Origin of the sequence: Flavobacterium gilvum (assembly GCF_001761465.1) — a bacterium.
Classification (GTDB): domain Bacteria; phylum Bacteroidota; class Bacteroidia; order Flavobacteriales; family Flavobacteriaceae; genus Flavobacterium; species Flavobacterium gilvum.
Genome location: NZ_CP017479.1, coordinates 1,838,215 through 1,864,101, shown reverse-complemented (window position 1 = coordinate 1,864,101; position 25,887 = coordinate 1,838,215). Strand labels below are relative to the sequence as shown.

The following is a 25,887-nucleotide window of genomic DNA, read 5'->3' as shown; positions in this document are numbered from 1 at the left end:
TTACAGCAACTATTTATAACTTTTGACTTTATTTTAATAAGATTTGATATATTTTAATACAAATTTGGATTTGCGAAAAATCATTTTTATTCTTAAAAAAAGTAAAATGAAATGATAATCTAGCAATTTCACTCAAAACCTATGCCCACTATTGTCATTTCGGGGGAATCCTAGCAACGTGAGATTCCTCCAGAATGAAAACTGAGCTGATTAACAACAGAAAACACTTACCCCGTTTATGCATATAAAATAGTTCAAAGATGCGAAGTGTTTTTTTCAAGACAATAATAAAAATAATAGCGTAGCCTGAGCCACAGAATTTTTTTTGAGGAAGTATTGGAGAAAAAGAGCGAATAGATTGGACTTTTTATATGTATGAATAGTATTAAAAAACCATATTAGAAAAACGAAATATCTTGCATTGCAGAAAGCTGCGTGAGGGATAGAAATAAGCTACCGAAGTAGCATGGATAGCCCGACCGCGTTGAGGAATGGGGCTGTATAACCGCATGCTAAATTAGCCCCATTTCTCAACGGGGGCACGCCCAAATCTCGACTGCGCTCGATTTGACTATATAATTTATTTTGCAGTGTATTTTGAACCTTGTATAATTCCTCTTTTCTCGATTGTGGAGTCGATGTAATGCTGTATTTCTGTTTTTTTGAGTCCCCAATTTGGAGCAATAAGTAAATCCCAATCGGAGATCCCGAAGAGGCGTTGAATCACGATGTCAGGACGAAGAAGCGGGATGAGTTCGCAAAGCAAATCGGTGTATTGTTCCAAAGTGAAGAGCGGAAACGGGTTTCGTTTGTAATGCACGCCCATAATCGAACCCTCGACGATGTGCAGGTGGTGGAATTTCACGAATTTTATTTGGGGAAAACGATTGATTTCGTGAATGTAGTTAAGCATCATTTCGTGGGTTTCCCAAGGGAATCCAAAAACGGTATGTACACACAAATCGATAGGACTGTCCTTGAGTAATTCGACAGCGTTGATGAATTCGGCGTGTGTACAGCCACGGTTTATTTTTTGCAATGTTTCGTCATACATCGATTCCATTCCCATTTCGAGGTCAACATCAAAACGGTCGCAATAGCTTTCGAGCAAAGCCACTTTTTCGGGATCGATACAATCAGGACGTGTCCCCACCGAAAATCCGACAACCTCATCGGGGTTGAAAGCCAAGGCGCGGTCGTAAATCGTTTTTAAGTAATCGACGTGAGCGTAAGTATTGGTGTTCGGCTGAAAATAGACTATGAATTGGTCCGCCTTGTATGATTTTTTGGCGCGCTCCATCCCCTGAAGCAACTGCTCCTCAATCGTTGGGGCTTTTCTGGAAATATCTGGCGTAAAGGAATCGACATTGCAATAAGTGCAACCGCCGTAGCCTTTGAGTCCGTCACGATTAGGACAGCTAAAATTGCCATCGACTATTACTTTAAAAACTTTCTTTCCGTTGTATTTCTCGCGGAGATGGGTTCCGTAATTATTGTACCCCTTTCTGTTGGATTCTGTTGCTGGATTCATTTTGCAAAGGTATTTACGATTATATGGTGCCAACAATGACTTTTGTCAGGGATTTGAAAATGAGGTTTTTGGAGCAGAAAGATTGGCATTTTCAGGAAACATTGTCCCGCTATCCGTTGCAATCTTGTGTGCCGAACCCCGGCACACAAGGATTTCCTCCTCTATCGGGGCTAAAAATCAGCATTTTATTTTCATAATAAACCTTTCTATTCTTTGCGTCTTAGCGCCTTTGCGAGAATTTGGGCTCGCAAAGACGCGAAGGCGCAAAGGAAAAAGCGCTACCCCCCAATCTTAATCATACTTCGATTTTTCGAAAAAAGAAGAGGGTTTTGAAATTTAGCATCATCGTCCATTCCGCCACGCATGGCGAATTTGGATTTTATATTTTGAAAAATAAGCGGTTCGATAGATTCCCCGGCGCGTAAAGTATCCAATAACGAAGTTTCGCTATTCGAAAAAAGACAGTTTTTCAATTTTCCATCGGCGGTTAAACGGATGCGATTACAAGTACTACAAAACGGATTGGTAACCGAACTAATTACCGAAAAACTACCCTTATAACCTTGAATTTTATGATTTTTGGAAGTATCATTTGGTTTATCCTGCAAGCGATTTACCGTTTCTTCTCCATAAAAATAAGTAACCTGAGAAAGTATTTCGGCGTAACTTACCAATTTTTCCTTGTTCCAACGATTGCCGTCAAAAGGCATAAACTCGATGAACCGAATCTGAATGTTTCTCTCTTTGGTCAACTCAATAAAATCAGTAATTTCGTTGTCATTAAATCCTTTGATAACAACAACATTCAATTTTACCTTGAAACCGTTTTCTTCTAGCAAATCGATGTTTTCAATTACTTTCTCAAAATAATTACGACGGGTAATTTCGTTGAATTTTTCTTGTTTCAAACTGTCGATACTCACATTCAGAGTGGTAATTCCGGCTTCTTTGAACGTATCTATAAACTCGTGAACCAGGATTCCGTTAGTCGTCAGGGTCAGCTCAACTCCCAATTTACCTAATTGTTCAATGATGTTTTTGGCATCTTTTCGAACCAAAGGCTCGCCTCCAGTCAATCGGATTTTGGTGACTCCCAGTTTTACGAAAGTCTTCGCAATGGTAACAATTTCCTCTGCAGTCATGAGATGCGCCCTTGGTGTAAGCGCAATCCCCTCGGCCGGCATACAATACGTACATCTCAAATTACAATGCTCTGTAATCGAAATGCGGAGGTAATTGTGCGCCCTTCCGTGGTTGTCCTGCATTGGATTTTTGTTATTTTCCATGGTTGAAACCATTTAATATTTTAAACAAATGCAATACTGATGGAAATACAGCATCCATCGATTCGCTCGCACCAGCTGTAGAACCCGGCAAAGCCATAATCAAAGTGTCGCCTTTGAAACCCACCACGCTACGGGAAAGCATTGCATAAGGTGTTCGGTCCTGCCCGTAGGAACGAATGGCTTCCTCTATCCCCGGAATGCGTCGGTCGAGCATTGGGATAATGGCTTCGGGTGTTACATCACGATTAGACAAACCCGTTCCACCAGTGAGAATAACCAAATCTTTATTGGCAATACATAGTTTATTTATCGTTTCCTGAATATCCTTTACTTCATCCGGAATTACGGTATAATTTGAAACGCTCAATCCCATTTTTTTGACTTTTTCCGAAATTACTTTTCCGGCTCGGTCTTCTTTTTTTCCACTTGCCACACTATCCGAACAAACGATTACTGCAACCGATAAATCTAGATTTTCCTTCACTCCATAATCTGATTTTCCTCCTTTTTTATGAAGTAATTTTATGGTCGAAATTTCAACTTGTTTATCGATAGGCTTTAGCATATCGTACATCGTCAATGCAACGATTGATGCACCGTGCATAGCTTCGACCTCGACGCCTGTGCGGTAAATTGCTTTGACAGTTACTTTTATCACCACCGAATCATCCAAAAATTCATATTCAATTCCGGTGAATTCAATCGGCATAGGATGACAGTCCGGAATCGAGTTCGAGGTATTTTTTACCGCAAATAAACCTGCTGTTCGAGCTACCTCCAATACATCGCCTTTTGGAACGGTTTTGTTCAAAATAGCCTTCATCGTTTCTACTGAACCTACTTTTACAATTGCCTGAGCTGTTGCAGTACGTTGTGTTATAATTTTATGCGTGATATCTACCATTTGTTAGCTTTATTTATTATTTTTTTTCGCAGAGATTCACAGAGGAGGCACAGTGATTCGCAGAGATTTTTTCCCCTCAATGTTCCTCCATGAATTCTGCCTGTTGCTTTACATAACTTTTAATTGCATAAATTTTTTGTCTCTGAGAATCTCTGCGAATTCTCTGTGTGACTCTGTGTAATAATCAAATCAAGAATTCTGCTTCCAAACATAACTTTCGTCTTCAAAAATTTCTTTTCCGAAGATGGCTGTTTTTTCTTTTATTTCTTCCACCAAAAACTCCAAAGCTTCATACACCACTTTTCGTCTTGGTGCAGAAACGAATACAAACAAACAAATTTCGCCTGTTTTCACCATTCCCAAACTGTGATAAATATGCAGGCACGAAAGTTCATATTTGGCGAAAGCCGATTCTCTGATTTCATAAAATGTTTGCTCTGCCATTTCTTCGTAGGCAGAATATTCAATTGCGGCAACTGTTTTTCCGTCAATCACGTCGGCACGAACCTGACCCAAAAAAATGTTATGAGCGCCAATCGTGGTTTTACTTTGGTGCTTGGCAATTGAATTCCCAATGAACTCGGAGGTTATCTGTCCCTGAATAAAGGAGCTTTTCTTTGGTTTATCTGTTGACATATTATTTATTTTTCACACAGATTTCGCAGATTCACGCAGATTTCTTATTTGAAATTATCTAAAAGAAAAAATCTTCTTAATCTATGTAATCTTTGGTTTATTTTAAACTTGCTATTTTTTATTGAAATTGATATTGTCATTGATATTGACTTATTGCTATTGAATTTGGTTTTCCAAAGATTCAATGCCTTTTCCCAAATGAAAAACGCCTACAAACCCTGATTTTACCAAATAATTCAAAGCGGTTTGACTGCGCATTCCCGTTTGACAAAACAAAACGATTTCCTGATTTTTATTTAGTTTTTTACTGTATTCTTCCAATTGTCCCAAAGGAATCCGAACAACATTTTCCCCCTTAAACTCGGGTGTTTCTTCCAATTCTCGAACGTCAATAACTATAACTCCTTGTTGTTCGCATTTTTCAAAAAAAGCTTCGGGAGTTAAATCTTCATTTCTTTTTTTTCTGTTTAAAATTTGCGTTCCATTTATGATTCCTTTTTCAATCATTCTTGGATTCTTGGGAAAATCAATGATTTGTGTTTGGAAATTCAGGGCATCATAAATCAATAATTTCCCCGATAAAACCGTTCCAATTCCTAATATTATTTTGAGCACTTCGGTGGCTTGGAATGTTCCCAAAGTATTTGGCAAAACACCCAAAACTCCAGATTCAGCACAATTTGGAACAATACTCAAACTTTCCTGTTCCGGAAATAAGCAACGATAACTTGGCCCATTTTTATAATTAAATACCGAAACCTGTCCTTCAAATTTATGAATCGAAGCATACACCATCGGAATTCTTTTGGCGACAGCCACATCATTAATCAGATAACGAACAGCAATCGCATCTGTACAATCGACAATTATTTGATATTCCTCCACTATTTTTGAAGCATTTTGAGCTGTAAAAAACTCTGAAAAAATACTAACATTAATCTCGGGATTCAATTCCAAAATCGCCTTTTCCGCCGTTTCGGCTTTGCTGTTACCACAATCTTTTAAGGTGTACAATAATTGCCTGTGCAAATTGGTTTCGTCCACAACATCACCATCCACAATTCCTATATTGCCAACTCCGGCAGAAGCCAGATTTTGGAGAACCGGACAGCCCAAACCGCCCGCACCAATTACCAAGACACGAGCGTCCAGTAATTTTTGCTGACCCGTTTCTCCAATTTCCGGGAGAATCATTTGTCTGATATATCGTTTGTTCTTTATCATTTTGTACTTCTACAATTCTTAAACAAATTAATTATTGCTTTACAACCATATAAGACATATAAGGTCATTTAAGTTTTTTTATCTGAAATCTAAATTCTAAAATCTGCTATCTAAAATCTTTACCCTCCCGCAAAAGGCGGCAAAAAAGCAATCACATCCTTGTCTTTTATTGTAGTCTGCAAATCGCTCATCGTTTGGTTAACTGCAATGGTGTAGCTTGTGTTTTGAATGTTTTGGTAACTGCTTTCTATTTTCGATTTTAATGCCGAGACTGAAATGGCCTCTTCATCAAAAGTGAATTGTTCCTCTTTTAATTGCGTTATATCAGCGAGTAAACCAAAATATTTTAGCGTTATGGTCATTTAATTAAATTTTGATATTCTTCTTTTGTGTTTATATTCTGCACTTGATTGCTCCATGCTGCAGGAATTTCAATCGTTTGGTGTCTAACCTCCTCAATCACCCGGCGCAATTTAAGCTGATCTCCGTACAGATGTTCTCCAAAAACAGTTTGCATCGAGCGGTCGTAAACCCCTATGAGCGGACTGGTTTTGTCTCCGTTTTTTGTTTGTGTAACCATAAAAGTTTCATCGTGATTTTTCAGCAACCATTCCAACAATTCTGTTGTTACCAACGGAACATCAACACTCAAAACAAGATTTACTTTTGTTTTTGATTGTTTCAGGCCGGTGTAGAGTCCGCCAACCGGACCTTTGTTTTCAATTATATCTTCGACTCTGAGAAAACCTAAATCATCATACTTATTATTGGCAGAAACAATTAAAATATTGGACCCAACGATTGGTCTCAGTGCATCGCAAACATGCTGGATAAATGTTTTTCCATTCAAATCCAACAAGCCTTTATCTGTCCCCATACGTTGGCTCTTCCCGCCAGCCAAAAGTATTGCTGTTATTTTATTTTCCATTTTTATAAAGAATGTTTCTCGAGTTGGGCATCCAAAAATTCCCAACAAGCAACATTAATTTTTTCAAAAGATTCAATAAGTGATTTACCATACGGAGTCACAACAGTTCCTCCTCCTTTATTCCCGCCAACTTGAGTTGCTACTAAAGGCTCTTTCGAAACTTTATTGGAAGCGTCTATCAATTTCCATGCCTTTTGGTACGAAATATTCATTTCCTTGGCGGCTTTATTGAGCGAACCCGTGGACTCAATCTTCTTTAACAATTGAATGCGTCCTTCGCTGATTAGAATTCCGTCTTCGGTTTCAATCCAAATTTTGCTTTTAATCTTCAAAGTCGGTGTTTTTCGTTATACTTTTGCAAATATAACGAAATGAAAGTTTATGAAAAATTAAAAAATAGAATTAGCAGATTTATTTTGTTATAAAAATTTGACATCCGAGGCCGAATTTAACAGCAAAGTTCACAAAGAAAAACCGCAAAGTTCACAAAGCTTTGCGTTCATTGCGCCTGCCTTGCGAACCTTGCGGTTAATTATCTAATTTTCAAATTACCTAATTATCACATTATCTAAGCTGTCTCTTTCTCGAATCTGGCTATAACTTCCTGATAATAATTGTAGGTCGTTTTGGCAATGGATTCCCAACTGAATTTCTCTAAAACACGTACGCGCCCAGCTTTCCCCATCTTGGTTGCCAATTCCTCATTTTCCAACAAAGCATTTACTTTAGCCGCAAAATCTTTTTGGAAAGCTGTCGGGTTAAGCGGATTGAAATTAGTTCTCGAAACGCTTTCCAGCGGAATCAAATATCCGGTTTCACCTTCAACAATAATCTCTGGAATACCACCAACATGACTACCAACAACCGGCGTTTCACAAGACATCGCCTCGAGATTGATGATTCCAAAAGGTTCGTATAACGAAGGACAGGCAAAAACCCTTGCATGGCTGTACAACACTTTCACTTTTTCGCGTGGCAACATTTCAGAAATTAAGATTACCCCTTTTCTTTTTGCTTTCAGTTCGTCGATCAACGTTGCTGTTTCTTTGGCAATTTCTTCGGTATCGGGCGCACCTGCGCAAAGCACTATCTGACAATCTTCATTAAAATACTGACAGGCTTCTATCAATTGCGAAATCCCTTTTTGACGCGTAATCCTTCCCACAAAAAGCACAAACGGAATACTCGGATCGATTCCGTACTCTCTCAGTAAATTATCGTCAAAAGTTGGTTTATAAAATTCGGGATCAATTCCGTTATGTATTACAGTCACTTTTTTGGGATCAACACCATAAGCTTCGACCACATCAACTTTCATTTGTTCGCTTACGGCAATCACGCCATCCGCAGATTTGTACGCATTAGTTTCAATCCATCTGGACATAAAATAACCATTACCCAACTGTTCTACTTTCCACGGGCGGTGGGTTTCCAGACTGTGAGTTGTCAATATCAACGGTACCTGAAGCAATTCTCTTGTAAAAACACCTGCCAAATGCGTGTACCAAGTATGGCAATGCACAATATCGGCTTTTGGTGTAGCCTGAGCCATTTCGACATTTCGACTCAAATTATGATACATTTTGATGTGTTCATTTTCTGGGTCGACCATTTTTGTCAAACAGGAATTGATTCCTTCCACATGCATGGAATCCTTATTTTCCTTTTGGTCACCAAAACACCGAACCTCAACTTGTGCCAATCTGGCCAATTCTTGGCTTAAAAAATCAATATGTACTCCTGCTCCGCCATAGATATTTGGAGGGAATTCGTTAGTATAAAGTGCTATTTTCATAAACAGATTTTTATAATTTACAATATTCGACCCAAGAATACATCTCATTAAAGTATTGATTTGCATCAAAATGTCAATTTAGTAAAAATACGAAACAGCAATTTAATTTGTATGTAAACCAACCATTATTTTAAAATTATTTTTCTGCAAAGATTTCAAGAAACAGGAAACTTTCTGCTAAAGACATCAATAAGTGCCATTGCTAATTAACGTATTTTAATTAGATTAGCATAATAATCAAATTGTCACCTATTAACAATCAAAGCATGAAACAAAGCAGCTACACTTTCAACAGTTTGAAATTCGAAAAAATAGTCGATACCCTCATCCGTCTTGGCGTATTGTTTTTACTTATTGGCTGGTGCTATGACATTCTTAAACCCTTTGTTCTAATCATCGTTTGGGCGATTGTTATTGCTGTGGCATTGAGCCCGATTTACGAAGCCATAGTAAAACTTTTCAGAGGCAAAAAGATTTTGGCTACTATTTTCCTCGCCTTACTTTTAATCAGTATTCTGGTAATCCCTAGTATATTGGTAACCCAATCCTTATACGAAGAAATCAACAATTTTACCGCTTCCTATCAGGCAAACGGACATCTAATTCCGCCACCAGGAGAAACCACCAAAGACTGGCCTGCGTTCACAAAACCCATATTAGATATTTGGCAAACAGCCTCTGTGGATGCTTCCAAAGTGATCATTAAATATTCCGACCAATTAAAAGTCGTTGGCGAATGGCTATTATTGGCGTTGGCCGGAATAGGAAAAGGCATCCTTCAATTCATCTTTTCCATTATCATTGCAATGGGATTACTGTTGTATTCTGAATCGCTGACTGCAGTTTCCAAAAGTATTTTCATCAAATTGATAGGCAAAAAGGGCGAACATTACGCCTTAATCACCGTAGCCACCATCCGCAATGTGGTAAAAGGATTTTTGGGCGTAGCTTTAATTCAATCATTAATGGTTGGCGTGGGATTCTTTATGGCAGGCGTACCTTTCGCTGGGATTTTTACAATAATCTGTCTTGTTCTTGCAATTATTCAAGTCGGAATTGGTCCCATCGCCATTCCAGTGGTTATCTATATGTTTTCGGTTACCGACACTACAACAGCGACGCTCCTAACCATCTGGATTGGTATCACAATGATTTCCGACAATATCCTAAAACCCATATTCTTGGGAAGAGGCAATCCACCAGCACCAATGCTCGTAATATTTCTTGGTGCCATTGGCGGATTCATTTTCAACGGATTCATCGGACTATTCCTCGGCGCTGTAATCCTCATTTTGGGCTATAAATTTTTCCTCTCTTGGATAGGAATGGACGAGGATGAAATTGAAGAAAATCAAGAACCAGTAGAAGTTTAGTTCTCTAAAAATTATTTACTTCTTCGTCAGTTCGCTAAAACTCGTGTGGGCGTGCCCCCGTTGTACAAAGGGGCCAATCAACTGTTGCGTTTATACGCCCCTTTGTACAACGGGGTCGGGCTATACGCGCTACTTTGGTAGCTAGCTTCTATCCCTCACGCGCAATGTCATTAAGGTAAGGATATAAAACCATCGTTTTGTCATTCCGAGGCACGAGGAATCTCACTAGTGACTCACGTTATGCGATTTCTCCTTCGTCGAAATGACATAAAAAACGCTTAACTTAATGACATTGCCCTCACGCAAAACTACTTTACAACAGCAATTTCAAAAATCAATAAAAAAATGGTTTGCTACTTTGCGTCTCTGCACCTTTGCGAGAAAAAATAATTATGCAATTTGGCACTTAAAGTATAAACGGGCTAACTCTTCAATAAATCCAAAATCTTCTCCACATTTACCTCACTGTAATCGTTGATGTAAAAGTCACAAGGAGGCAGTTGTTCTTTTGTGTGCGAACTCAAAACGCCCACAACTTTCATTCCGGCATTAAGAGCTGCGCTAACTCCCGAAAAAGAATCTTCAAAAACAACACAGTCAGACGGAGCAACACCCACACGTTCAGCCGATTTCAAATAAACTTCGGGGTTTGGTTTATGCGTTTTCACATCTTCGCTTGCCATCATCGAATCCATTTTGTCTTCAATTTGCAAAGCCTTTACAATCAAATCAAGATTCGCACGCGGAGCAGATGTCCCAACGGCAGTTTTAAAATTATGTGATTTAAGTTCCTCCAAAAACTCTAAATAATGCGGAATTGTTTCTACTTTATCTTTATAAATTTCACGAAACATTGATTCTTTTTCATCTTCCAATTGTCTAAGTTCCTCACCGGAAATTGGACGCTTAAAAAAATGCGACATGATATACCCATTATGTTTTCCGTACATATGCTCTTCAAACTCCTGCTCCGAATGAGGAATTTCATACTTATCAAAGAATGCTTTAAAAGCTATTGCATGATCTGGATTTGTGTGACAGATTACACCATCCATATCAAAAATTACACATTGCTGTTTCATTATATTTTGTTGTTGTTTTAAAAGGCCGCAAGATACAACCTTTTGAATTTTATTGAAACCTTAACGCTGAAACAAAATTTAGTCACCTCGCTTGAAGGAATATTTTTAATCTCACAAGTTTTAATGGTTGATTTTTTTTAGCAAAAACAACATTTATTCTTAAAGAAAAAACAGAAAATAGCAGGTGATTTTTATTACATTTATACACTTCAAGAACATTAATGAATAATACGACAAATCCCAAAATGCTCACATTCAACAAAACCTACTTCATCTATACCATCTTAATTTTTCTGGTAGAAGTTTTAATTGCACTTTTCGTGAACGACAGTTTTATCAGACCATATCTCGGAGATGTTTTGGTGGTGATTCTAGTTTATTGTTTCATAAAATCGTTTCTCAAATTGCCTGTTTTGCCTGTTGCAATTTTTGTATTAATCTTTTCTTTCACTGTAGAATTTCTTCAATTATTTAATATTGTCGAAAAGCTACATTTGGAACAATCAAAAATCGCGCGAATAGTCATAGGAACCTCATTCTCCTGGATTGATTTACTGACTTATATTATCGGAGTTGCAATTGTTCTTCTTGTCGAGAAGTATTGGCTCAAAAACACTTAAAACAACAAATCCATTTTTTTCCACCACCAGAATTCTAAAGGAAAATCAAAAAGACAAATTATCCGATATTTTTAACTGTGTACAATATAAAATATCCGATAATTTACATTGTATGGTATGCAAATTATCGGATATTTTTATAGAAACGAAATAAAGTTACAGCAAATATACCTCAACGGTATCTCCTTTTTTCAATTCGTAATGCCCGTTCGGAACATATACCAATCCGTTTGAGACTGAGAAAGAATTGAGCATAGATGAGTTTTGATGTGTCAAAATCTCGGCTTCCCCATTACTGATGTTCGCTTTCAAGAACTGCGAACGGGTATTTTTTACTTCATAATCGTGGCCGATTGAAAGCAAAACGGCTTGTTGATAATTCGCCTCCGCACCAGACATGATGTCCAAAGTAGGCAAAACATACACATAAAAACAAGTCAGACAGGCGGCTGGATTTCCCGGTAAAGCAAAAACCATTTTATCATTCCGTTTACCTGCAAACAAAGGTTTTCCCGGTTTTTGATTGACTTTATAAAATAAAGTTTCTACTTGAAGTTCTTTTAAAGCACGAGCCACAAAATCGTAATCTCCTACTGATATTCCGCCAGAAACCAACACCAAATCATTACTTGTCAATGCGTCTTGCAGTTTGCTTTTGGTATTTTCAAAATCATCATTGACTTCATACAAAGTCACTTCATCATAAAACGCATCAGCTAATGCCGATTGCAGCATAATTCCGTTGCTTTCATACACTTTTCCATATTCAAGTGGTGTTCCGGGTTTTGACAATTCGTTTCCGGTAACCACAATTCCCACTCTTGGTTTTTGATATACACTAATGTTCGTAAAACCAAGTCCTACCAAGAAACCAATGGCGGCAGCGTTCAGCAAAGTTCCTTTTTCGAGCGCCAAATCACCTTTTGAAATTTGTTCACCAATGGGACGAACATTCGTATCAGGGGAGACCAATTCTTCCAACAATAATTGTGTTCCGTTTGCCGAAACCTTTTCAATCTGGATTACGGCCTGAGCTGAATTTGGTACTGCTGCTCCGGTAAAAATTTTCACTGCTTGCCCGGGAAGTAATTCGACTAGATGTGAATCCCCGGCTTTTACTTCGCCAACAATTTCATAAACCAAAGCATTGTGCAGACACAACGCATAACCATCCATCGCCGATTGTCGAAAAGGCGGCATATTGATGGGCGAAAAAAGAGACTCGGCCAAAATATGTTTTCGTGCCTTAAAAAGAGGAAGCGCTACTTTGTGCAAAGCAGGCAAATTATGTTCTAATATCGAAAATGCTTCTTGAACGGATATCATGTTTTTAATTTTTAATAATTTCCAAAATCGGAGTTTGATGCTTAAAATGTTTTTTTTGAATGATAACAAAAAAACAAAAATGTTGATTTTTAGCCCCGATGGCAATGAAAATCCTTTTTATTTTTTCTTTAAAAATAAAAAGATTACTTCACTCAACTTTCATTTTAAGCGGAGTTCAGTGAACTTCGTTTGTAATGAACAGCGGGACCAATGTCTATTAAAATGCCTAATTTTTCTGCTCCTAAAAACTCAATTTCAAAAATACAATTCGAAAATGATTAAATCGAAAGTTATCCATCGAAAAAAATATAAAATTTAGTTTTTTCGTTAAACCTTTGATACTTATATTAGTCTTACGAAAATAATCCTTAAAACGTAAAAAAAATGAAAAAATTAATTATTGCCCTAGTATTAGGAGTTGGAATGACTTGTTTTGCTCAGGAAAGTTCACCAAGAGGTAACAGAGGAGACATGCAAAACATGACTCCGGAACAACGTGTTCAAAAACAAGTTGAAAGAATGACCAAAGATTTAAGCCTGGACTCCAAACAACAAGAAGCCGTAAATAAGCTTTTGACTGAAAAAAGTGTGAAAGCACAGGAAGCCAGAGCCAAAAGAGAAGCTCAAAGAACAAGCGGTGAAAAAATGACCGACGAACAAAGAAATGCATTTAGAACTGCGATGCAGACTGAAAGAGAAGATACTGACAACAAATTGAAAGCCATCTTAAATGCAGACCAGTTTAAAAAATATACCACATCAAGACAGGAAAATGAAGACCGAATGAGACAAAGAATGCAAGAAAGAAGAGATGGAGGAAATGATAACGGAGGTGGTTTTGGCGGAAATAATAACGGCGGCGGGTTTTAATTAATTCTCCCTTATTCCAAAAATAATCAATCTAATAAGCCACTACGACTTTGATGTTCATAGTGGCTTATTCGATTTAATACTTGAATGTCATAAAAATATTTGGAGCAGTCAGAAAATATAAATGATATAACATACAATTTCAAATAATATAATTCGTTTTTCATAAATTAGTACATACAAATAATTGATTATCAATTTAATATTAACTATAAATTATTAAAAATTATGAAAAGATTAATTATTGCCTTAGTATTAGGATTGGGATTAACCGGATTTGCTCAAGAAACCACACCACCTCAAAAGAAAGGTTACTCTCAGAGAATGACTCCGGAACAACGTCAACAAAAACATCTGGCTCATCTAACCAAAGAACTGAATCTGGATACCAAACAACAGGAAGCCGTAGGTAAACTTTTGGCGGAGAAAAGCGCGAAAGCACAAAATGTAAAAACTAAAACTCACACTCGAAAAGCCGGTGGTGAAAAATTAACTCCTGAAGAAAGAGAAGCTCTTAAAGCTAAAATGCAAGCCGAAAAAACCGACACAGAAGCTAAAATGAAAGCCATTCTGTCTGACGAGCAATATAAAAAATGGCTCGATATCAGAGAAGAAAACATAGAAAACATTAGAGAAAAGAGAGAGGCAATGGGAGGTGAGCCAATGGGAAAAAGAACTCCTGATGACTTCCAACAAAAACACTTGGCTAACCTAACCAAAGAACTGAATCTGGACACCAAACAACAGGAAGCCGTAGGTAAACTTTTGGCGGAAAAAAGCGCAAAAGCCAAAGACCTAAAAACTCAAGCACAAACCCAAAAAGCCAATGGAACTAAATTAACCACTGAAGAAAGAGAAGCATTAAAAACTAAAATGCAAGCCGAAAAAATAGATACAGAAACCAAGATGAAAGCTATTTTATCAGATGAACAATATAAAAAATGGCTTGATATTAGAGAAGAAAATAAAGAAAACATGAAAAACAAAATGCGAAACAACGGAAGAAAAGGCTGGAGCAAAGAATGATTTTCGCAGGAAATTAAACACAACCCGAGCGAAGCGAACAGGCGAAGCAATTCCACTAATTATCACAGATTAATTTGTGATAATTAGTGGAATTTTTGTTTATATTAAGCACTATTTAGAAAGTTTTAGAAACTTTATCTATAGCATTAATGGTGAAATCTAAATCTTCGTAAGTCAGTGCATCGGTGATGAACCAAGTTTCGTAAGCCGATGGTGCGATATAAACTCCTTCGGCAACCAATCCATGGAAAAACTTTTTGAAGGTTTCATTATCACCATTTCCAGCCGTTTTAAAATCGGTTACCGGATTCGCATCAAAATGAACCGAAATCATCGACCCCACTCTGTTGATGGTGAAAGCTACATTATTAGCTTTCAAAACCCTCTCGATTCCATCTCCCAAATAAGCTGTTTTTTCCTCCAATCTTTTGAAAATTTCACGATCACTGTCCAATGCCTGCAGCATCGCCAAGCCAGCCGCCATAGCCAATGGATTTCCTGACAAAGTTCCCGCTTGGTAAACAGGTCCCAATGGAGCCAAATAATTCATGATTTCGGCGCGTGCCGCAAAAGCCCCAACAGGAAGTCCGCCCCCGATTACTTTTCCGAAACAAACGATATCAGCATTGATATTTAACAGCTCTTGCGCGCCACCTCTTGCTAATCTAAAGCCTGTCATTACCTCATCAAAAATCAGCAGAATTCCGTTTGCCGTACACAACTCACGTAATCCTTCCAAAAACCCTTTAACCGGCGGGATACATCCCATGTTCCCTGCAACAGGCTCGATAATTATAGCAGCGATTTCATTTTTATTGGCTTCGATTAACTCTTTTACATTTCCTAAATCATTGTATTTGGCAAGTAAAGTATCTTTGGCTGTACCTGCAGTCACACCTGGACTGTTTGGAGTTCCAAAAGTCACCGCACCACTCCCCGCCTGAATCAAAAACGAATCGGAATGACCGTGATAACAACCGGAAAATTTGATAATTTTATCTCTTTTGGTAAATCCGCGTGCCAATCGCACCGCACTCATACAGGCTTCTGTCCCCGAATTCACAAAACGAATTTTATCAATATTCGGAACCATCGAAACAGCTAGAACTGCAATTTGAGTTTCCAGTTCGGTTGGCATCCCGAAAGACATTCCTAATTTGGCTTTTTCAATAATGGATTGCACCACAGGCTCATAAGCATGTCCCAAAATCATTGGTCCCCATGAATTGATATAATCGATTAAACGGTTTCCATCCTCATCATACAAGTAGGCTCCTTTGGCACTTTTTACAAATATTGGCGTTCCGCCCACGGCTTTGAAAGCCCTTACCGGTGAATTTACTCCTCCCGGGATTACTTTTTCTGCTTCAGCAAAAAGCTGACTGCTTCTTTGGTATAACATTATGATTTTAGATTTTTGACTTTAGATTGTTGGATTATCTGATTATTAGATTAAAAACTCACTTCACTACCAACTTCTGTCCAACATAAAGTGCATTATCAATTAAATTATTTTTCTGTTTTAATTCTTCTACGGTTAAATTGAATTTTTTGGAAACCGAATACAAAGTATCCCCTTTCTGAATTTCATACAAACTTGTTTCATCGATTCCAAAATTATCCTCAATCAATACTTTTGATTCGTCTTTTGTAATTTTCCCCAAAACTTTATTATCATATTGGTTCAAATTGTAGGTTTCAATATAACTGATTAATTTCTCAGGATATTTAGGATCTGTCGCATACCCAGCTTCTCTCAAACCTTTGGCCCAAGCCTTATAATCTCCCCTAGGCAAGGCAAACAAATTGGCATATCTTTTTTTTCCGGTTAAAAGCAAAGCGTGATCTTGGTAGGATTCCGAGGCTTGACTGTATTTTCGGAAACACTCATTTGGCGAATCATCGTCTTTATACACCTTATTTCCTGTCCAGTCATTATGGCATTTGATTCCGAAATGATTATTAGCATTCATTGCCAAATCACCTTTACCCGCCCCCGATTCCAAAATTCCCTGCGCCAAAATAATACTTGCTGGAATTCCATAAAGTTTCATATTGCTCATCGCAACTGTGTTGTATTGCGCGATATAGGCTTTGGTTGCTTCATTTACCGTTAATGGTTTTGAAGTCGTTGAAGCTGAAGGAGCAGTTGATTTTGATGTGTTGTCACTACTAGTGTTTTGAATAGGTTTTGAATATTTCCATCCTACAGGTTGTTTTGTTGTAACGATAGCCGGTTTCGAAGAACCGCATCCGATTATTGTCCCAATTAAAAGAAATAAGGTTATTTTTTTCAACATATATGGTATATTTGGGTATTATTTCAAATTATTTTCCCTTCCAACATTAATCAATGTTTTGTTTTGGTTTTTTAAAAGCACATTCATCCCATCGATTCCTTGCAAACCCCCGGTATGAATCAATAAAATTTTGGCATTATCAGTAAAGTAGTTCTTTTGTATTAAATCTATAACGCCAAAAACCATCTTTCCTGTATAAACGGGATCCAATGGTACGTGTGTCTGTTTATAAAATTCATTAATAAACAGAATCAATTCGTCACTTACCTTTCCATAGCCCCCAAAATGATAGTTGGTAATTAATTCCCAATTCTCACCAAGGGCAAATTTACGAATTTCATCTTTTAAAAAATCTCCTTTTAACGCTGGAAATCCTAAAACTTTTTGGTGTGACAACGCACTGTTGATAATCCCCGAAATGGTACCTCCTGTCCCAACTGCACAACATACATAATCGAACTCGGTATCTTCTTTGGTCAGTATTTCTTCGCAACCTCTTATGGCATATTCATTGGTACCGCCTTCGGGAACAAGATAAAAGGAACCAAATTTCTGATGAAGCCCATCAAGAAAATCCGATTCAGTTTTATTCCGATAGGATTCTCTTGTCACAAACTCGAATTGCATACCACATTCCTTTGCAAATCTCAAAGTTGGGTTTTCGTCAATTTTATCGCCAAGTTCGTCACCGCGAATTACCCCAATGGTCTTGAAACCGTAGTGCATTCCGGCATAGGCTGCGGCGGCTATATGGTTGGAATAAGCCCCACCAAAAGTGAGTAGTGTGTCATGATTTTCTGACTTGGCCTGAATCAGATTGTACTTCATTTTCCTGTATTTATTTCCGGAAACAAAAGGATGTAGCAAATCTTCTCTTTTGATTTCGAGAGAAATTCCATTTGGGAGACTGTAAGTGATTTTTTGATTCAAAATTTTTAGTTTTTAAAATGAATTACTTAGAGATTTTAACCGCAAAGTTTAATGTTCTTTGCCAAACGCATTGCGCGCTTTGGGGGTATAACACGCATTCTAAATTCTTTTTTTATGCAAATAACTTAAAAACCTAAAAAATGGTCGCTTTTTAAGATAACCCAAATTCCGTTCATTGGCGTAAGCCTCTCTTTCAAAACAGATATTTCGATAGGCCAAATTAGTGTTTTTGTACTGTAACAAACGTACCGCATATTCGACAATATACCAAATAAAAAAAGGTAAAATAAGCAATTCTAATTGTTGCCGGAGATGTATTTTTTCGTGATTTATCAAAGTTTCATTTTGGGAGTCAAACGAATATTTAATAAACACAAAAGGAAAAACAGTCAACCCGCGATATCCTTTCGGTATTAAAAATTTGACAACAATAACAAACATTGATTTTAAAATTTATAGATTTGTAAAGGTTATTTAGCTCAAATTAAAGAAAAACACAATCAGTCGGTTGTAAATCCAAACAATAATTAATGAGAATCAATAACGGTTTTCAAGCACAAAAACAGAATGGCTGAACAAAGTAATGAAAATAAATTAATCGAAGGTGAAGATTTTTATTTTACTCCCGAAGGTTACAAATGCTTTACCGAAAAATACCATCTAAAAAGAGGATATTGCTGCAAAAGTGGCTGTCGTCATTGTCCGTACGGATTTGATAAGAAAACAGGAAATATTAGAAAATAGAATAAAGAGAAAAGAATATAGATTTCAGAACACAGAATTAGAAACTTGATTTTCTGCTCAAAGTATGACCACAATTTTGTCATTCCGAGGAATGAGGAATCTTTATCGATTTTACAACGAAGATTCCTCATTCCTCGGAATGACAAATCTGGGCGATTTTAGACCTTGGAATTTCTTTCATCAGAATATCAAACTTTTGGTATAGTTTATGCTATAAGCATTCTCACTTTGTCAATCTCATGCACAAAGATTAAATCGATTATTTTTAGATTTTAAACTAGGAAAAATGACTTTTCAAGAACAAATACAACAAGGAATTCCCTCAATATTGCCTCTTCCAAAACCGTATGAAACCAATATCAACCATGCGCCAAAACGGAAAGAAATTTTAACCGACGACGAGAAAAAACTGGCACTTCGAAATGCTTTACGCTATTTTGAACCCAAACATCACGCCGAATTATTGCCGGAATTCAAGTACGAACTCGAGACTTACGGACGAATTTATATGTACCGTTTTCGTCCCGATTATAGAATGTATGCCCGTCCAATATCCGAATATCCAGGGAAAAGCGAACAGGCGAAAGCCATCATGCTTATGATTCAGAACAATCTGGATTATGTGGTGGCACAACATCCACACGAATTAATTACTTATGGTGGGAACGGAGCTGTTTTCTCAAACTGGGCGCAATATTTACTGACGATGAAATACTTGTCTGAAATGACCGATGAGCAAACATTAACAATGTATTCTGGCCATCCGATGGGATTGTTTCCTTCGCACAAAGAAGCTCCTAGAGTTGTGGTAACCAACGGAATGGTAATCCCAAATTATTCCCAACCCGATGATTGGGAAAGAATGAACGCATTGGGTGTTTCCCAATACGGACAAATGACCGCAGGCAGTTATATGTACATTGGTCCGCAAGGAATTGTGCACGGAACAACAATCACGGTTTTGAATGGTTTCCGAAAAATAAAACGCAGTCCAAAAGGAGGATTATTTGTAACTTCTGGACTTGGCGGAATGAGCGGTGCGCAACCCAAAGCCGGAAATATTGCAGGCTGTATCACAGTTTGTGCCGAAGTGAATCCAAAAATCACCCACATTCGCCACAGTCAAGGCTGGATTAATGAAGTAATCGAGAACCTTGACGAATTGGTGCAACGAGTAAATTTGGCGAAAGCCAATAACGAAACCGTTTCCATCGCTTACCTCGGAAATGTGGTAGATGTTTGGGAACGATTTGATAAAGAAAACCTTTATATCGATTTGGGTTCCGACCAAACTTCGCTCCATAATCCTTGGGCAGGCGGGTATTATCCGGTTGGAATTTCATTTGAAAATGCCAATGAAATGATGGCTAATAATCCTGATTTATTCAAAGAAAAAGTACAGGAAACATTGCGTCGTCATACAGCGGCCATTAATAAACACACGGCCAAAGGAACCTATTTCTTTGATTACGGAAACGCTTTTTTACTGGAAGCTTCGCGTGCTGGTGCAGCTGTTATGGCCGAAAACAATATAGATTTCAGATATCCGAGTTATGTGCAGGACATAATGGGACCAATGTGTTTTGACTACGGTTTTGGGCCTTTCCGTTGGGTTTGTACCTCTGGAAATCCTGAAGATTTGGCCAAAACAGATGCTATTGCCTGCCAAGTTTTGGAAGAAATGACCAAAACGGCTCCCGATGAAATTCAGCAACAAATGCAGGATAATATTCAGTGGATAAAAGGCGCACAGGAAAACAAATTGGTTGTAGGTTCTCAAGCCCGAATCCTATACGCCGATGCCGAAGGCCGAGTAAAAATTGCCGAAGCTTTCAATCAGGCGATTGCCAAAGGCGAGATTGGTGCAGTTGTTTTAGGACGTGATCACCACGATGTTTCGGGGACTGATTCTCCTTACAGGGAAACTTCAAATATTTATGACGGCTCCCGTTTTACGGCAGATATGGCTATCCAAAACGTAATTGGCGACAGTTTTCGCGGCGCAACCTGGGTATCCATCCACAATGGCGGTGGTGTTGGCTGGGGCGAAGTCATCAACGGTGGTTTCGGGATGGTTCTGGACGGTACCAAAGAAGCTTCTAGACGCTTAGCTTCAATGCTGTTTTGGGATGTCAATAACGGAATATCAAGACGTAGCTGGGCAAGAAACGAAGGAGCGGTTTTTGCAATAAGAAGAGCTATGGAAGCTGAACCTTTGCTGAAAGTTACACTTCCAAATTTAGTGGATGACGAATTGCTGAATTAACCAATTGGATGAAATTATTTTTTAACACATAGAAACATAGAATTTATAGTTTTTTTTAAGAGCTAGATAACCGTTTCACTTCTCACATAGCAATCATCTATGTGACCCTAGACCGAAGGGCGAATTGACGAAGTAAAAATAGTGCTATTTCTATTCATCCTTTTCAGATTATCTATGAAATCTATGTCCCTATATGTTTCATTTTTTATTCAAATAGAATTACACCCCAGTGTTGAATTAAACTTTTTCAAAATAAATCAGTCTAATGAGTATAAGCAATGTATTTAACCGTTTCATTGCAAAAGTGATTTTTTTTGACTAATTTAGAATAAATTAATTGGTACGATATTTGCGATTAGTTTTTAGCAACATAAATCATAAAAAAGATGAAAACATTCAAACTCTTGCCTTTGCTATTACTTTTCATGGTTGTTTCTTGTGACACTGTAAAAGTATATTCTGATTATGACAAATCGGTAGATTTTGCTCAATATAAAACGTTTGCGTTTATGAAATCTGGAATTGACAAAGTCGAAATTTCCGATTTGGACAAAAAAAGAATCCTGAATGCTATCGACAGACAATTACAGTCCAAAGGATTGACCAAAAGTGATAATCCTGATTTATTGGTAAATATTTTCACTAAATCAAAAGAAGAAATCAGTGTGAACCAATTCAGTGCCGCTTATGGCTACGGATGGGGATGGGGATGGAATCCTTATATGTATGGAGGACATACTTACGTTTCATCGTCAACTGAAGGAACATTGTACATAGACCTTATCGATGCCAAAAAGAAAGAACTGATTTGGCAAGGTGAAGGATCTGGAACTCTTTCTAAAGACATGAACGAAAAAGACGCAATCGTTAATGATTTTGTCACTCAAATTTTGGCACAATTCCCTCCAGCAAAACCTGAAGTGAAAGAGAAAAAAGAAAAGAAAAAATAATTTACGATCTTAATTACTAAAAATCTCCTCTAATAATAACAAGGAACAAGTTCTTTTTATTTTTAGAGGTTTACAGTTATTTACTTATTTTAATTGACTGTAAATTAATACACTTTCGATTCATCATTCTTACAATTAGATTGTCAAACATAGTTTATTTGTGAATTGACCTGTTTAATTGATAACTGTATTCATCCAAATACCTCTCAATATTTTTGCTCGTGTATCCAAGAATAAACACTTCTTAACCATGATTTCAATTGATGAATAATGGTATTAATCTCGAAAAAATCTGATTTATTACTTTTAATTTGTTTAATATTATATTCATTTCTTAGAGGTTTATAGCCAGTCCACTTACCTGTTTTAACTTTTGCTGCTGTTGATATATGACTGTGAAAAATTTAACCTAATTCATCCGAAGAATAATCGTCAATTCTCTTAAAATAGGCTCTTTTCACACTGCCTTTATCATCAATTTCAACAGCTACAACAATTTTCTTTTTCTTGCTATTATTGCATCTACCTTGTTTCAAATCCTCCTTACCTCCATATACAAATTCATCTACATAAACCGTACCGACAATTGGATTTAACTCACTGCTTTTCATAGCCAAACGAACTTTATACATGAATAACCAAGCGGTTGGCCAACTTAATAGAATAGCGTTTTGCCATTTGTGAGGAAGATAAACTTTTGGTGGTAGCACCCATTTCGAAAACAATACCGAAAGCTTTTCGTGTGCCAAACTTAACTTTATGAAAAATTCTATAGGCAGTTAGGACTTTCAACATGATGGCACAAATTGCAATCTCTGGCAAAATTCAACTTACGAATTGTAAACTTCGTGTGATTACATTTTGAGTATTTAAAATTTCCTTTCCATTATATCGAAGCCGAATATTCTAAACAAACTAAATCTGTTTTGAACGTGTCAAAAAAATCTATAATACTCCCTCCTTTGAATGATTCCATATCTAAAATTACAGATTTTAGACATGTCTTTTTTTTAAATAAAATTGTTAATTTTTTTTAATTACAACGTTTGAAATTCTTAATGTTGAAAATCTCAAACGTTGTAGGTGGTTAAGCACTAAAAAAACTGATATAGATCATGTTTTTCTCTGTTTTATTTATTGAATTTTACTATATAAAAAAAAGATGTAAACAGCTTATATGTAGACAGGTACAGGACAACCATGTCTCTTTTGCGTTGGAAAAAAATAATAAAATTTTAAATAAATTATTATGGATACCAAAAAGAAAGAACTGATTTGGCAAGGGTAAGGAACACTTTCTAAAGATATGGCCGAAAAAGACGCAATCGTTAATGATTTTGTCACCCAAATTTAGCACAATTCCCTCCTACAAAACCTGAAGTCAAAGGAAAAAAAGAAAAAAATAATTTACGGTCCAAATTACTAGAGATCTCCTCTAATAATAACAAGGAACAAGTTCTATCTATTTTATTACTTGAATCCACCAAAATAAATAACATTAAAATAAAAAACTATGAATATCAAAGGTGTTATTCCAGCTATGCTTACTCCTCTTCACCCAGACGGAAGCATAAACATTGAAGAAACAAAAAAATTAACCCAATTTTTACTTGATTCCGGAGTTGATGGCTTATTTCCAGTGAGTTCGATAGGTGAGGGTATTCATTTTTCTATTGAAGATAGTATTGCTGTGACTAAAGCGGTTCTTGAGGTAGTAAAAGATAAAGTTCCTGTTTTACCAGGAGCAACAACTTCTTGTTCCTATGATTCTATCCAGCTTATAAAAGAATATCAAAAATTAGGAATAAAATCTGTCATTATTGCTCCTCCATACTTTTATTCTACATCTGACAATGATTTAATAAAACACTTCGAGGAAGTCATAAATCAAACAGGAATTAACATCGTTGCTTACAACATTCCTCTTTTCGCTACTCCAATAAGTGATGCCGTAATGCAACAACTTTTTGAAAACCCTAAGGTTATAGCTATAAAAGACTCTGGTGCAAATGGAGTTACGATGATGCAAATGTTAAATACCGTTAAGTCCAAAAAAATCTCTACCAAATTATTCATCGGAAGAGAAGAAATGTTTTTGAATGCACTTCAATTCGGAATGGATGGCTGTATGGTGGGAACCGCTAGTATTTATCCTGAAATCATTGTCGCTATCAAAAAACATTATGAATCCGGAAATTTTGAACAAGCAAAAATCTGTCAAGAATCAATCGTTGAATTAGTCAAAACTATGTTTCAATTGCCATTCCCACTAGGCTTTAAAATTGCAATGCGAAAAAGAGGTTTCAAAATGGGAGGAATCAGAAAAGCTATTGACTTCACAAAAATTCCAAACGCAAAAGCGATAGAAGATAAAATTGAAATCCTATTAGAAAAAGCACTAGCAACAGTAAACGCCAGAGTTGAAGTTGTCTATGAAGAAGAAGCTGTCTGGTAAAAAAAGCAGATAATCTCTTCTTTACAACAAACTATGTTGATTCTTCTTTTTTTACAGTAAATCCTTAAAAAAAGGATTAGCTACTGGATAATTTTCGATATTCAGTTGGTGTTTTTCTCGTATATTTTTTTTTAAAATAGTCTGGAAAATAATTTACTGTTTTAATTTATAGCCTATAGTTTATAAAGATTTTATTCGCTAATCGCCTATAAATTAAAGCTTAACAGCAAATAATAAAACAAATATATACCCAAATTTATGAGTACCATTAAACGAATTATTTTAAACGAGATGTCCTATTATGGGGCAGGAAGCAGATCTGTTCTTGCAGACGAAATTAAAAAAAGAGGCCTAAAGAAAGTATTTATCGTTACCGACAAAGACTTGATAAAATTTGGCGTAGTAGAAAAAGTAACAGCCGTTTTAGATGCAGAAAATATTGCATACAGTTTTTTTTCTAATGTAAAACAAAACCCAACCGTGGCGCAAGTGAAAGCTGGCGTACAGGATTTCAGCACCTCTGGGGCAGATGCGATTGTGGCAATTGGGGGAGGTTCACCTATAGACACCGCAAAAGCTATTGGAATAATTTCCAACAACCCTGAATTTGCCGATGTCGTTTCTTTGGAAGGAGTGGCTGACACAAAAAATAAATGTGTTCCAATCATTGCACTGCCAACAACAGCCGGAACTGCGGCCGAAGTTACCATCAACTACGTAATCACTGACGAAGAAAATGTAAAGAAGATGGTTTGTGTAGATCCAAATGCTATTCCAATTCTTTCCATTGTAGATGCGGAACTTATGTTAACTTTGCCTCCTAGCGTAACTGCCGCAACCGGAATGGATGCCTTGACGCACGCTATCGAAGGATATATAACAAAAGGAGCTTGGGAAATGTCGGATATGTTCGAACTAAAAGCCATTGAGATGATCACTAAACATTTGCCAGTGGCGGTTAGAAATCCTTCAGATATTGTAGCTCGTGATGGTATGGCTGTTGCACAATACGTAGCCGGAATGGGATTCTCCAACGTAGGATTAGGTTTGGTACACGGTATGGCTCACCCACTTGGTGCTTATTACGATATTCCACACGGAGTGGCCAATGCATTATTATTACCAATCGTAATGGAATTCAACACGGAATCTTCAATTGGGAAATATGCCGAAATAGCAAAAGCAATGGGAGTAGATGTGACAAATCTATCAGCTGAAGAGGCTGCAGTGAAAGCGGTGAAAGCGGTGAAAGACCTTGCCGTGGAAGTGGGTATTCCTGAAAAACTTCGCCTGTTGAACGTTAAAGAAGAAGATCTTGAAAAAATTTCAAAATCAGCTTTTGAAGATGTTTGTACACCGGGAAATCCTCGCGAAGTAACAATAAAAGACATATTGGAACTTTATAAAAAAGCATTTTAACTAATCATAACCATTTAGGCGCATTCAGAATAAAATAATCCATTGAAAAACAATGGATCGCCCTCTTATCAAAAGCAAGCAGCCAAAGATTAAGTTTTTTTTGTCTTTACTTAAGTTTTAATTACTAAAAATAAATTATTTTTGCAGTCTAAACAGAAAAAAATGAAACACTTAATCAACATCATCATCGTAATTATTATAATTATCATTTGATAATTATGG

General features: G+C 36.9%; 24 protein-coding genes and 1 pseudogene. 10 read left to right on the top strand and 15 right to left on the bottom strand.

The window, feature by feature from the left end; genetic code table 11:
- Window positions 1–580: 580 nt before the first annotated feature.
- The 9 genes from EM308_RS07765 to glgA all read right to left on the bottom strand — a co-directional run bounded on the left by EM308_RS07765 (window position 581) and on the right by glgA (window position 8,304).
- Window positions 581–1,531 (bottom strand): TIGR01212 family radical SAM protein, encoded by a 951-nt coding sequence (locus EM308_RS07765; RefSeq protein ID WP_035634568.1) that lies wholly within the window; start codon window positions 1,529–1,531, stop codon window positions 581–583.
- Between the two features lie 278 nt (window positions 1,532–1,809).
- Window positions 1,810–2,817: a GTP 3',8-cyclase MoaA gene (gene moaA, locus EM308_RS07760; RefSeq protein WP_035634566.1), complete on the bottom strand. Its 1,008-nt coding sequence runs from the start codon at window positions 2,815–2,817 to the stop codon at window positions 1,810–1,812.
- Window positions 2,807–3,721: a bifunctional molybdenum cofactor biosynthesis protein MoaC/MoaB gene (moaCB, locus tag EM308_RS07755; RefSeq protein ID WP_035634564.1), complete on the bottom strand. Its 915-nt coding sequence runs from the start codon at window positions 3,719–3,721 to the stop codon at window positions 2,807–2,809. The genes moaA and moaCB overlap by 11 nt, the downstream gene beginning before the upstream one ends.
- A gap of 189 nt (window positions 3,722–3,910) precedes the next feature.
- Entirely contained in the window at window positions 3,911–4,357 is a 447-nt protein-coding gene (locus tag EM308_RS07750) for a molybdenum cofactor biosynthesis protein MoaE (protein WP_035634562.1), read from the bottom strand.
- A gap of 156 nt (window positions 4,358–4,513) precedes the next feature.
- Entirely contained in the window at window positions 4,514–5,581 is a 1,068-nt protein-coding gene (locus EM308_RS07745; protein ID WP_035634561.1) for a HesA/MoeB/ThiF family protein, read from the bottom strand.
- A 119-nt stretch (window positions 5,582–5,700) separates the two neighbouring features.
- The gene (locus EM308_RS07740) at window positions 5,701–5,943 is read right to left on the bottom strand and encodes a MoaD/ThiS family protein (RefSeq protein WP_035634560.1); all 243 of its coding nucleotides are present in this window, start codon (window positions 5,941–5,943) and stop codon (window positions 5,701–5,703) included.
- Entirely contained in the window at window positions 5,940–6,509 is a 570-nt protein-coding gene (gene mobA, locus EM308_RS07735) for a molybdenum cofactor guanylyltransferase (RefSeq protein WP_051877656.1), read from the bottom strand. Before mobA ends, EM308_RS07740 begins: the two co-directional genes overlap by 4 nt.
- A 2-nt stretch (window positions 6,510–6,511) precedes the next feature.
- Complete coding sequence (locus EM308_RS07730; protein WP_035634559.1) at window positions 6,512–6,841, bottom strand: winged helix-turn-helix domain-containing protein; 330 nt, start codon at window positions 6,839–6,841, stop codon at window positions 6,512–6,514.
- Window positions 6,842–7,077: 236 nt separating this feature from the next.
- Window positions 7,078–8,304 (bottom strand): glycogen synthase, encoded by a 1,227-nt coding sequence (gene glgA / locus EM308_RS07725; RefSeq protein WP_035634654.1) that lies wholly within the window; start codon window positions 8,302–8,304, stop codon window positions 7,078–7,080.
- Window positions 8,305–8,570: 266 nt separating this feature from the next.
- Here glgA and EM308_RS07720 point away from each other — a divergent pair, with 266 nt between their 5' ends.
- Window positions 8,571–9,677: an AI-2E family transporter gene (locus EM308_RS07720; RefSeq protein WP_035634558.1), complete on the top strand. Its 1,107-nt coding sequence runs from the start codon at window positions 8,571–8,573 to the stop codon at window positions 9,675–9,677.
- Window positions 9,678–10,099: 422 nt separating this feature from the next.
- On the opposite strand, the gene EM308_RS07715 is transcribed toward EM308_RS07720, so the two are convergent.
- Window positions 10,100–10,759 carry an HAD family hydrolase gene (locus EM308_RS07715; RefSeq protein ID WP_035634556.1) on the bottom strand — a complete coding sequence of 220 codons (660 nt, stop codon included), beginning with the start codon at window positions 10,757–10,759 and terminating at the stop codon, window positions 10,100–10,102.
- A gap of 221 nt (window positions 10,760–10,980) precedes the next feature.
- Here EM308_RS07715 and EM308_RS07710 point away from each other — a divergent pair, with 221 nt between their 5' ends.
- Window positions 10,981–11,379, top strand: coding sequence for a ribosomal maturation YjgA family protein (locus EM308_RS07710; RefSeq protein WP_231559979.1), 399 nt, complete (start codon window positions 10,981–10,983; stop codon window positions 11,377–11,379).
- Between the two features lie 156 nt (window positions 11,380–11,535).
- Here EM308_RS07710 and EM308_RS07705 read toward each other — a convergent pair whose 3' ends face one another.
- Window positions 11,536–12,705, bottom strand: a complete 1,170-nt coding sequence (locus EM308_RS07705) for a molybdopterin molybdotransferase MoeA (RefSeq protein WP_035634554.1) — start codon at window positions 12,703–12,705, stop codon at window positions 11,536–11,538.
- A 384-nt stretch (window positions 12,706–13,089) separates the two neighbouring features.
- On the opposite strand from EM308_RS07705, the gene EM308_RS07695 reads away from it, so the two are divergent.
- Window positions 13,090–13,575, top strand: a complete 486-nt coding sequence (locus EM308_RS07695) for a DUF4890 domain-containing protein (protein ID WP_051877655.1) — start codon at window positions 13,090–13,092, stop codon at window positions 13,573–13,575.
- 228 nt (window positions 13,576–13,803) lie between these two features.
- A complete protein-coding gene (locus EM308_RS07690; RefSeq protein ID WP_051877654.1) occupies window positions 13,804–14,601 on the top strand; it encodes a hypothetical protein in 798 nt (265 codons plus the stop codon).
- Between the two features lie 115 nt (window positions 14,602–14,716).
- Here EM308_RS07690 and hemL read toward each other — a convergent pair whose 3' ends face one another.
- From hemL to EM308_RS07675, 3 genes are read right to left on the bottom strand one after another with little or no spacing between them, the layout of a single operon-like run.
- Window positions 14,717–16,003, bottom strand: coding sequence for a glutamate-1-semialdehyde 2,1-aminomutase (gene hemL / locus EM308_RS07685; RefSeq protein ID WP_035634550.1), 1,287 nt, complete (start codon window positions 16,001–16,003; stop codon window positions 14,717–14,719).
- Window positions 16,004–16,061: 58 nt separating this feature from the next.
- Window positions 16,062–16,901, bottom strand: coding sequence for a glucosaminidase domain-containing protein (locus EM308_RS07680; protein ID WP_035634548.1), 840 nt, complete (start codon window positions 16,899–16,901; stop codon window positions 16,062–16,064).
- Window positions 16,902–16,919: 18 nt separating this feature from the next.
- The gene (locus tag EM308_RS07675; RefSeq protein ID WP_081907228.1) at window positions 16,920–17,831 is read right to left on the bottom strand and encodes a 1-aminocyclopropane-1-carboxylate deaminase/D-cysteine desulfhydrase; all 912 of its coding nucleotides are present in this window, start codon (window positions 17,829–17,831) and stop codon (window positions 16,920–16,922) included.
- 567 nt (window positions 17,832–18,398) lie between these two features.
- On the opposite strand from EM308_RS07675, the gene EM308_RS18155 reads away from it, so the two are divergent.
- The 4 genes from EM308_RS18155 to EM308_RS07660 all read left to right on the top strand — a co-directional run bounded on the left by EM308_RS18155 (window position 18,399) and on the right by EM308_RS07660 (window position 21,791).
- Window positions 18,399–18,575 (top strand): DUF5522 domain-containing protein, encoded by a 177-nt coding sequence (locus EM308_RS18155; RefSeq protein ID WP_197056109.1) that lies wholly within the window; start codon window positions 18,399–18,401, stop codon window positions 18,573–18,575.
- A gap of 64 nt (window positions 18,576–18,639) precedes the next feature.
- Window positions 18,640–18,780: a hypothetical protein gene (locus EM308_RS18040; protein ID WP_157503395.1), complete on the top strand. Its 141-nt coding sequence runs from the start codon at window positions 18,640–18,642 to the stop codon at window positions 18,778–18,780.
- An 81-nt stretch (window positions 18,781–18,861) separates the two neighbouring features.
- Window positions 18,862–20,841 carry a urocanate hydratase gene (locus EM308_RS07665; RefSeq protein ID WP_035634542.1) on the top strand — a complete coding sequence of 660 codons (1,980 nt, stop codon included), beginning with the start codon at window positions 18,862–18,864 and terminating at the stop codon, window positions 20,839–20,841.
- Window positions 20,842–21,227: 386 nt separating this feature from the next.
- Window positions 21,228–21,791, top strand: coding sequence for a DUF4136 domain-containing protein (locus EM308_RS07660; protein WP_035634539.1), 564 nt, complete (start codon window positions 21,228–21,230; stop codon window positions 21,789–21,791).
- Between the two features lie 76 nt (window positions 21,792–21,867).
- Here EM308_RS07660 and EM308_RS07655 read toward each other — a convergent pair.
- Window positions 21,868–22,767: pseudogene (locus EM308_RS07655) on the bottom strand (IS1595 family transposase).
- Between the two features lie 537 nt (window positions 22,768–23,304).
- Between EM308_RS07655 and EM308_RS07650 the strand changes: the two are divergent.
- Together EM308_RS07650 and fucO are read left to right on the top strand one after the other, a co-directional pair.
- Window positions 23,305–24,246: a dihydrodipicolinate synthase family protein gene (locus tag EM308_RS07650; RefSeq protein WP_035634536.1), complete on the top strand. Its 942-nt coding sequence runs from the start codon at window positions 23,305–23,307 to the stop codon at window positions 24,244–24,246.
- 258 nt (window positions 24,247–24,504) lie between these two features.
- Window positions 24,505–25,665, top strand: a complete 1,161-nt coding sequence (fucO, locus tag EM308_RS07645) for a lactaldehyde reductase (RefSeq protein WP_081907227.1) — start codon at window positions 24,505–24,507, stop codon at window positions 25,663–25,665.
- The last annotated feature ends 222 nt before the right edge of the window (window positions 25,666–25,887 follow it).

Excerpts from the sequence above, each read along its gene's own strand:
- EM308_RS07765 (WP_035634568.1), bottom strand. The coding sequence starts at position 1,531 with ATGAATCCAGCAACAGAATCCAACAGAAAGGGGTACAATAATTACGGA.
- moaA (WP_035634566.1), bottom strand. The coding sequence starts at position 2,817 with ATGGAAAATAACAAAAATCCAATGCAGGACAACCACGGAAGGGCGCAC.
- moaCB (WP_035634564.1), bottom strand. The coding sequence starts at position 3,721 with ATGGTAGATATCACGCATAAAATTATAACACAACGTACTGCAACAGCT.
- EM308_RS07750 (WP_035634562.1), bottom strand. The coding sequence starts at position 4,357 with ATGTCAACAGATAAACCAAAGAAAAGCTCCTTTATTCAGGGACAGATA.
- EM308_RS07745 (WP_035634561.1), bottom strand. The coding sequence starts at position 5,581 with ATGATAAAGAACAAACGATATATCAGACAAATGATTCTCCCGGAAATT.
- EM308_RS07740 (WP_035634560.1), bottom strand. The coding sequence starts at position 5,943 with ATGACCATAACGCTAAAATATTTTGGTTTACTCGCTGATATAACGCAA.
- mobA (WP_051877656.1), bottom strand. The coding sequence starts at position 6,509 with ATGGAAAATAAAATAACAGCAATACTTTTGGCTGGCGGGAAGAGCCAA.
- glgA (WP_035634654.1), bottom strand. The coding sequence starts at position 8,304 with ATGAAAATAGCACTTTATACTAACGAATTCCCTCCAAATATCTATGGC.
- EM308_RS07720 (WP_035634558.1), top strand. The coding sequence starts at position 8,571 with ATGAAACAAAGCAGCTACACTTTCAACAGTTTGAAATTCGAAAAAATA.
- EM308_RS07715 (WP_035634556.1), bottom strand. The coding sequence starts at position 10,759 with ATGAAACAGCAATGTGTAATTTTTGATATGGATGGTGTAATCTGTCAC.
- EM308_RS07710 (WP_231559979.1), top strand. The coding sequence starts at position 10,981 with ATGAATAATACGACAAATCCCAAAATGCTCACATTCAACAAAACCTAC.
- EM308_RS07705 (WP_035634554.1), bottom strand. The coding sequence starts at position 12,705 with ATGATATCCGTTCAAGAAGCATTTTCGATATTAGAACATAATTTGCCT.
- EM308_RS07695 (WP_051877655.1), top strand. The coding sequence starts at position 13,090 with ATGAAAAAATTAATTATTGCCCTAGTATTAGGAGTTGGAATGACTTGT.
- EM308_RS07690 (WP_051877654.1), top strand. The coding sequence starts at position 13,804 with ATGAAAAGATTAATTATTGCCTTAGTATTAGGATTGGGATTAACCGGA.
- hemL (WP_035634550.1), bottom strand. The coding sequence starts at position 16,003 with ATGTTATACCAAAGAAGCAGTCAGCTTTTTGCTGAAGCAGAAAAAGTA.
- EM308_RS07680 (WP_035634548.1), bottom strand. The coding sequence starts at position 16,901 with ATGTTGAAAAAAATAACCTTATTTCTTTTAATTGGGACAATAATCGGA.
- EM308_RS18155 (WP_197056109.1), top strand. The coding sequence starts at position 18,399 with ATGGCTGAACAAAGTAATGAAAATAAATTAATCGAAGGTGAAGATTTT.
- EM308_RS18040 (WP_157503395.1), top strand. The coding sequence starts at position 18,640 with ATGACCACAATTTTGTCATTCCGAGGAATGAGGAATCTTTATCGATTT.
- EM308_RS07665 (WP_035634542.1), top strand. The coding sequence starts at position 18,862 with ATGACTTTTCAAGAACAAATACAACAAGGAATTCCCTCAATATTGCCT.
- EM308_RS07660 (WP_035634539.1), top strand. The coding sequence starts at position 21,228 with ATGAAAACATTCAAACTCTTGCCTTTGCTATTACTTTTCATGGTTGTT.
- EM308_RS07650 (WP_035634536.1), top strand. The coding sequence starts at position 23,305 with ATGAATATCAAAGGTGTTATTCCAGCTATGCTTACTCCTCTTCACCCA.
- fucO (WP_081907227.1), top strand. The coding sequence starts at position 24,505 with ATGAGTACCATTAAACGAATTATTTTAAACGAGATGTCCTATTATGGG.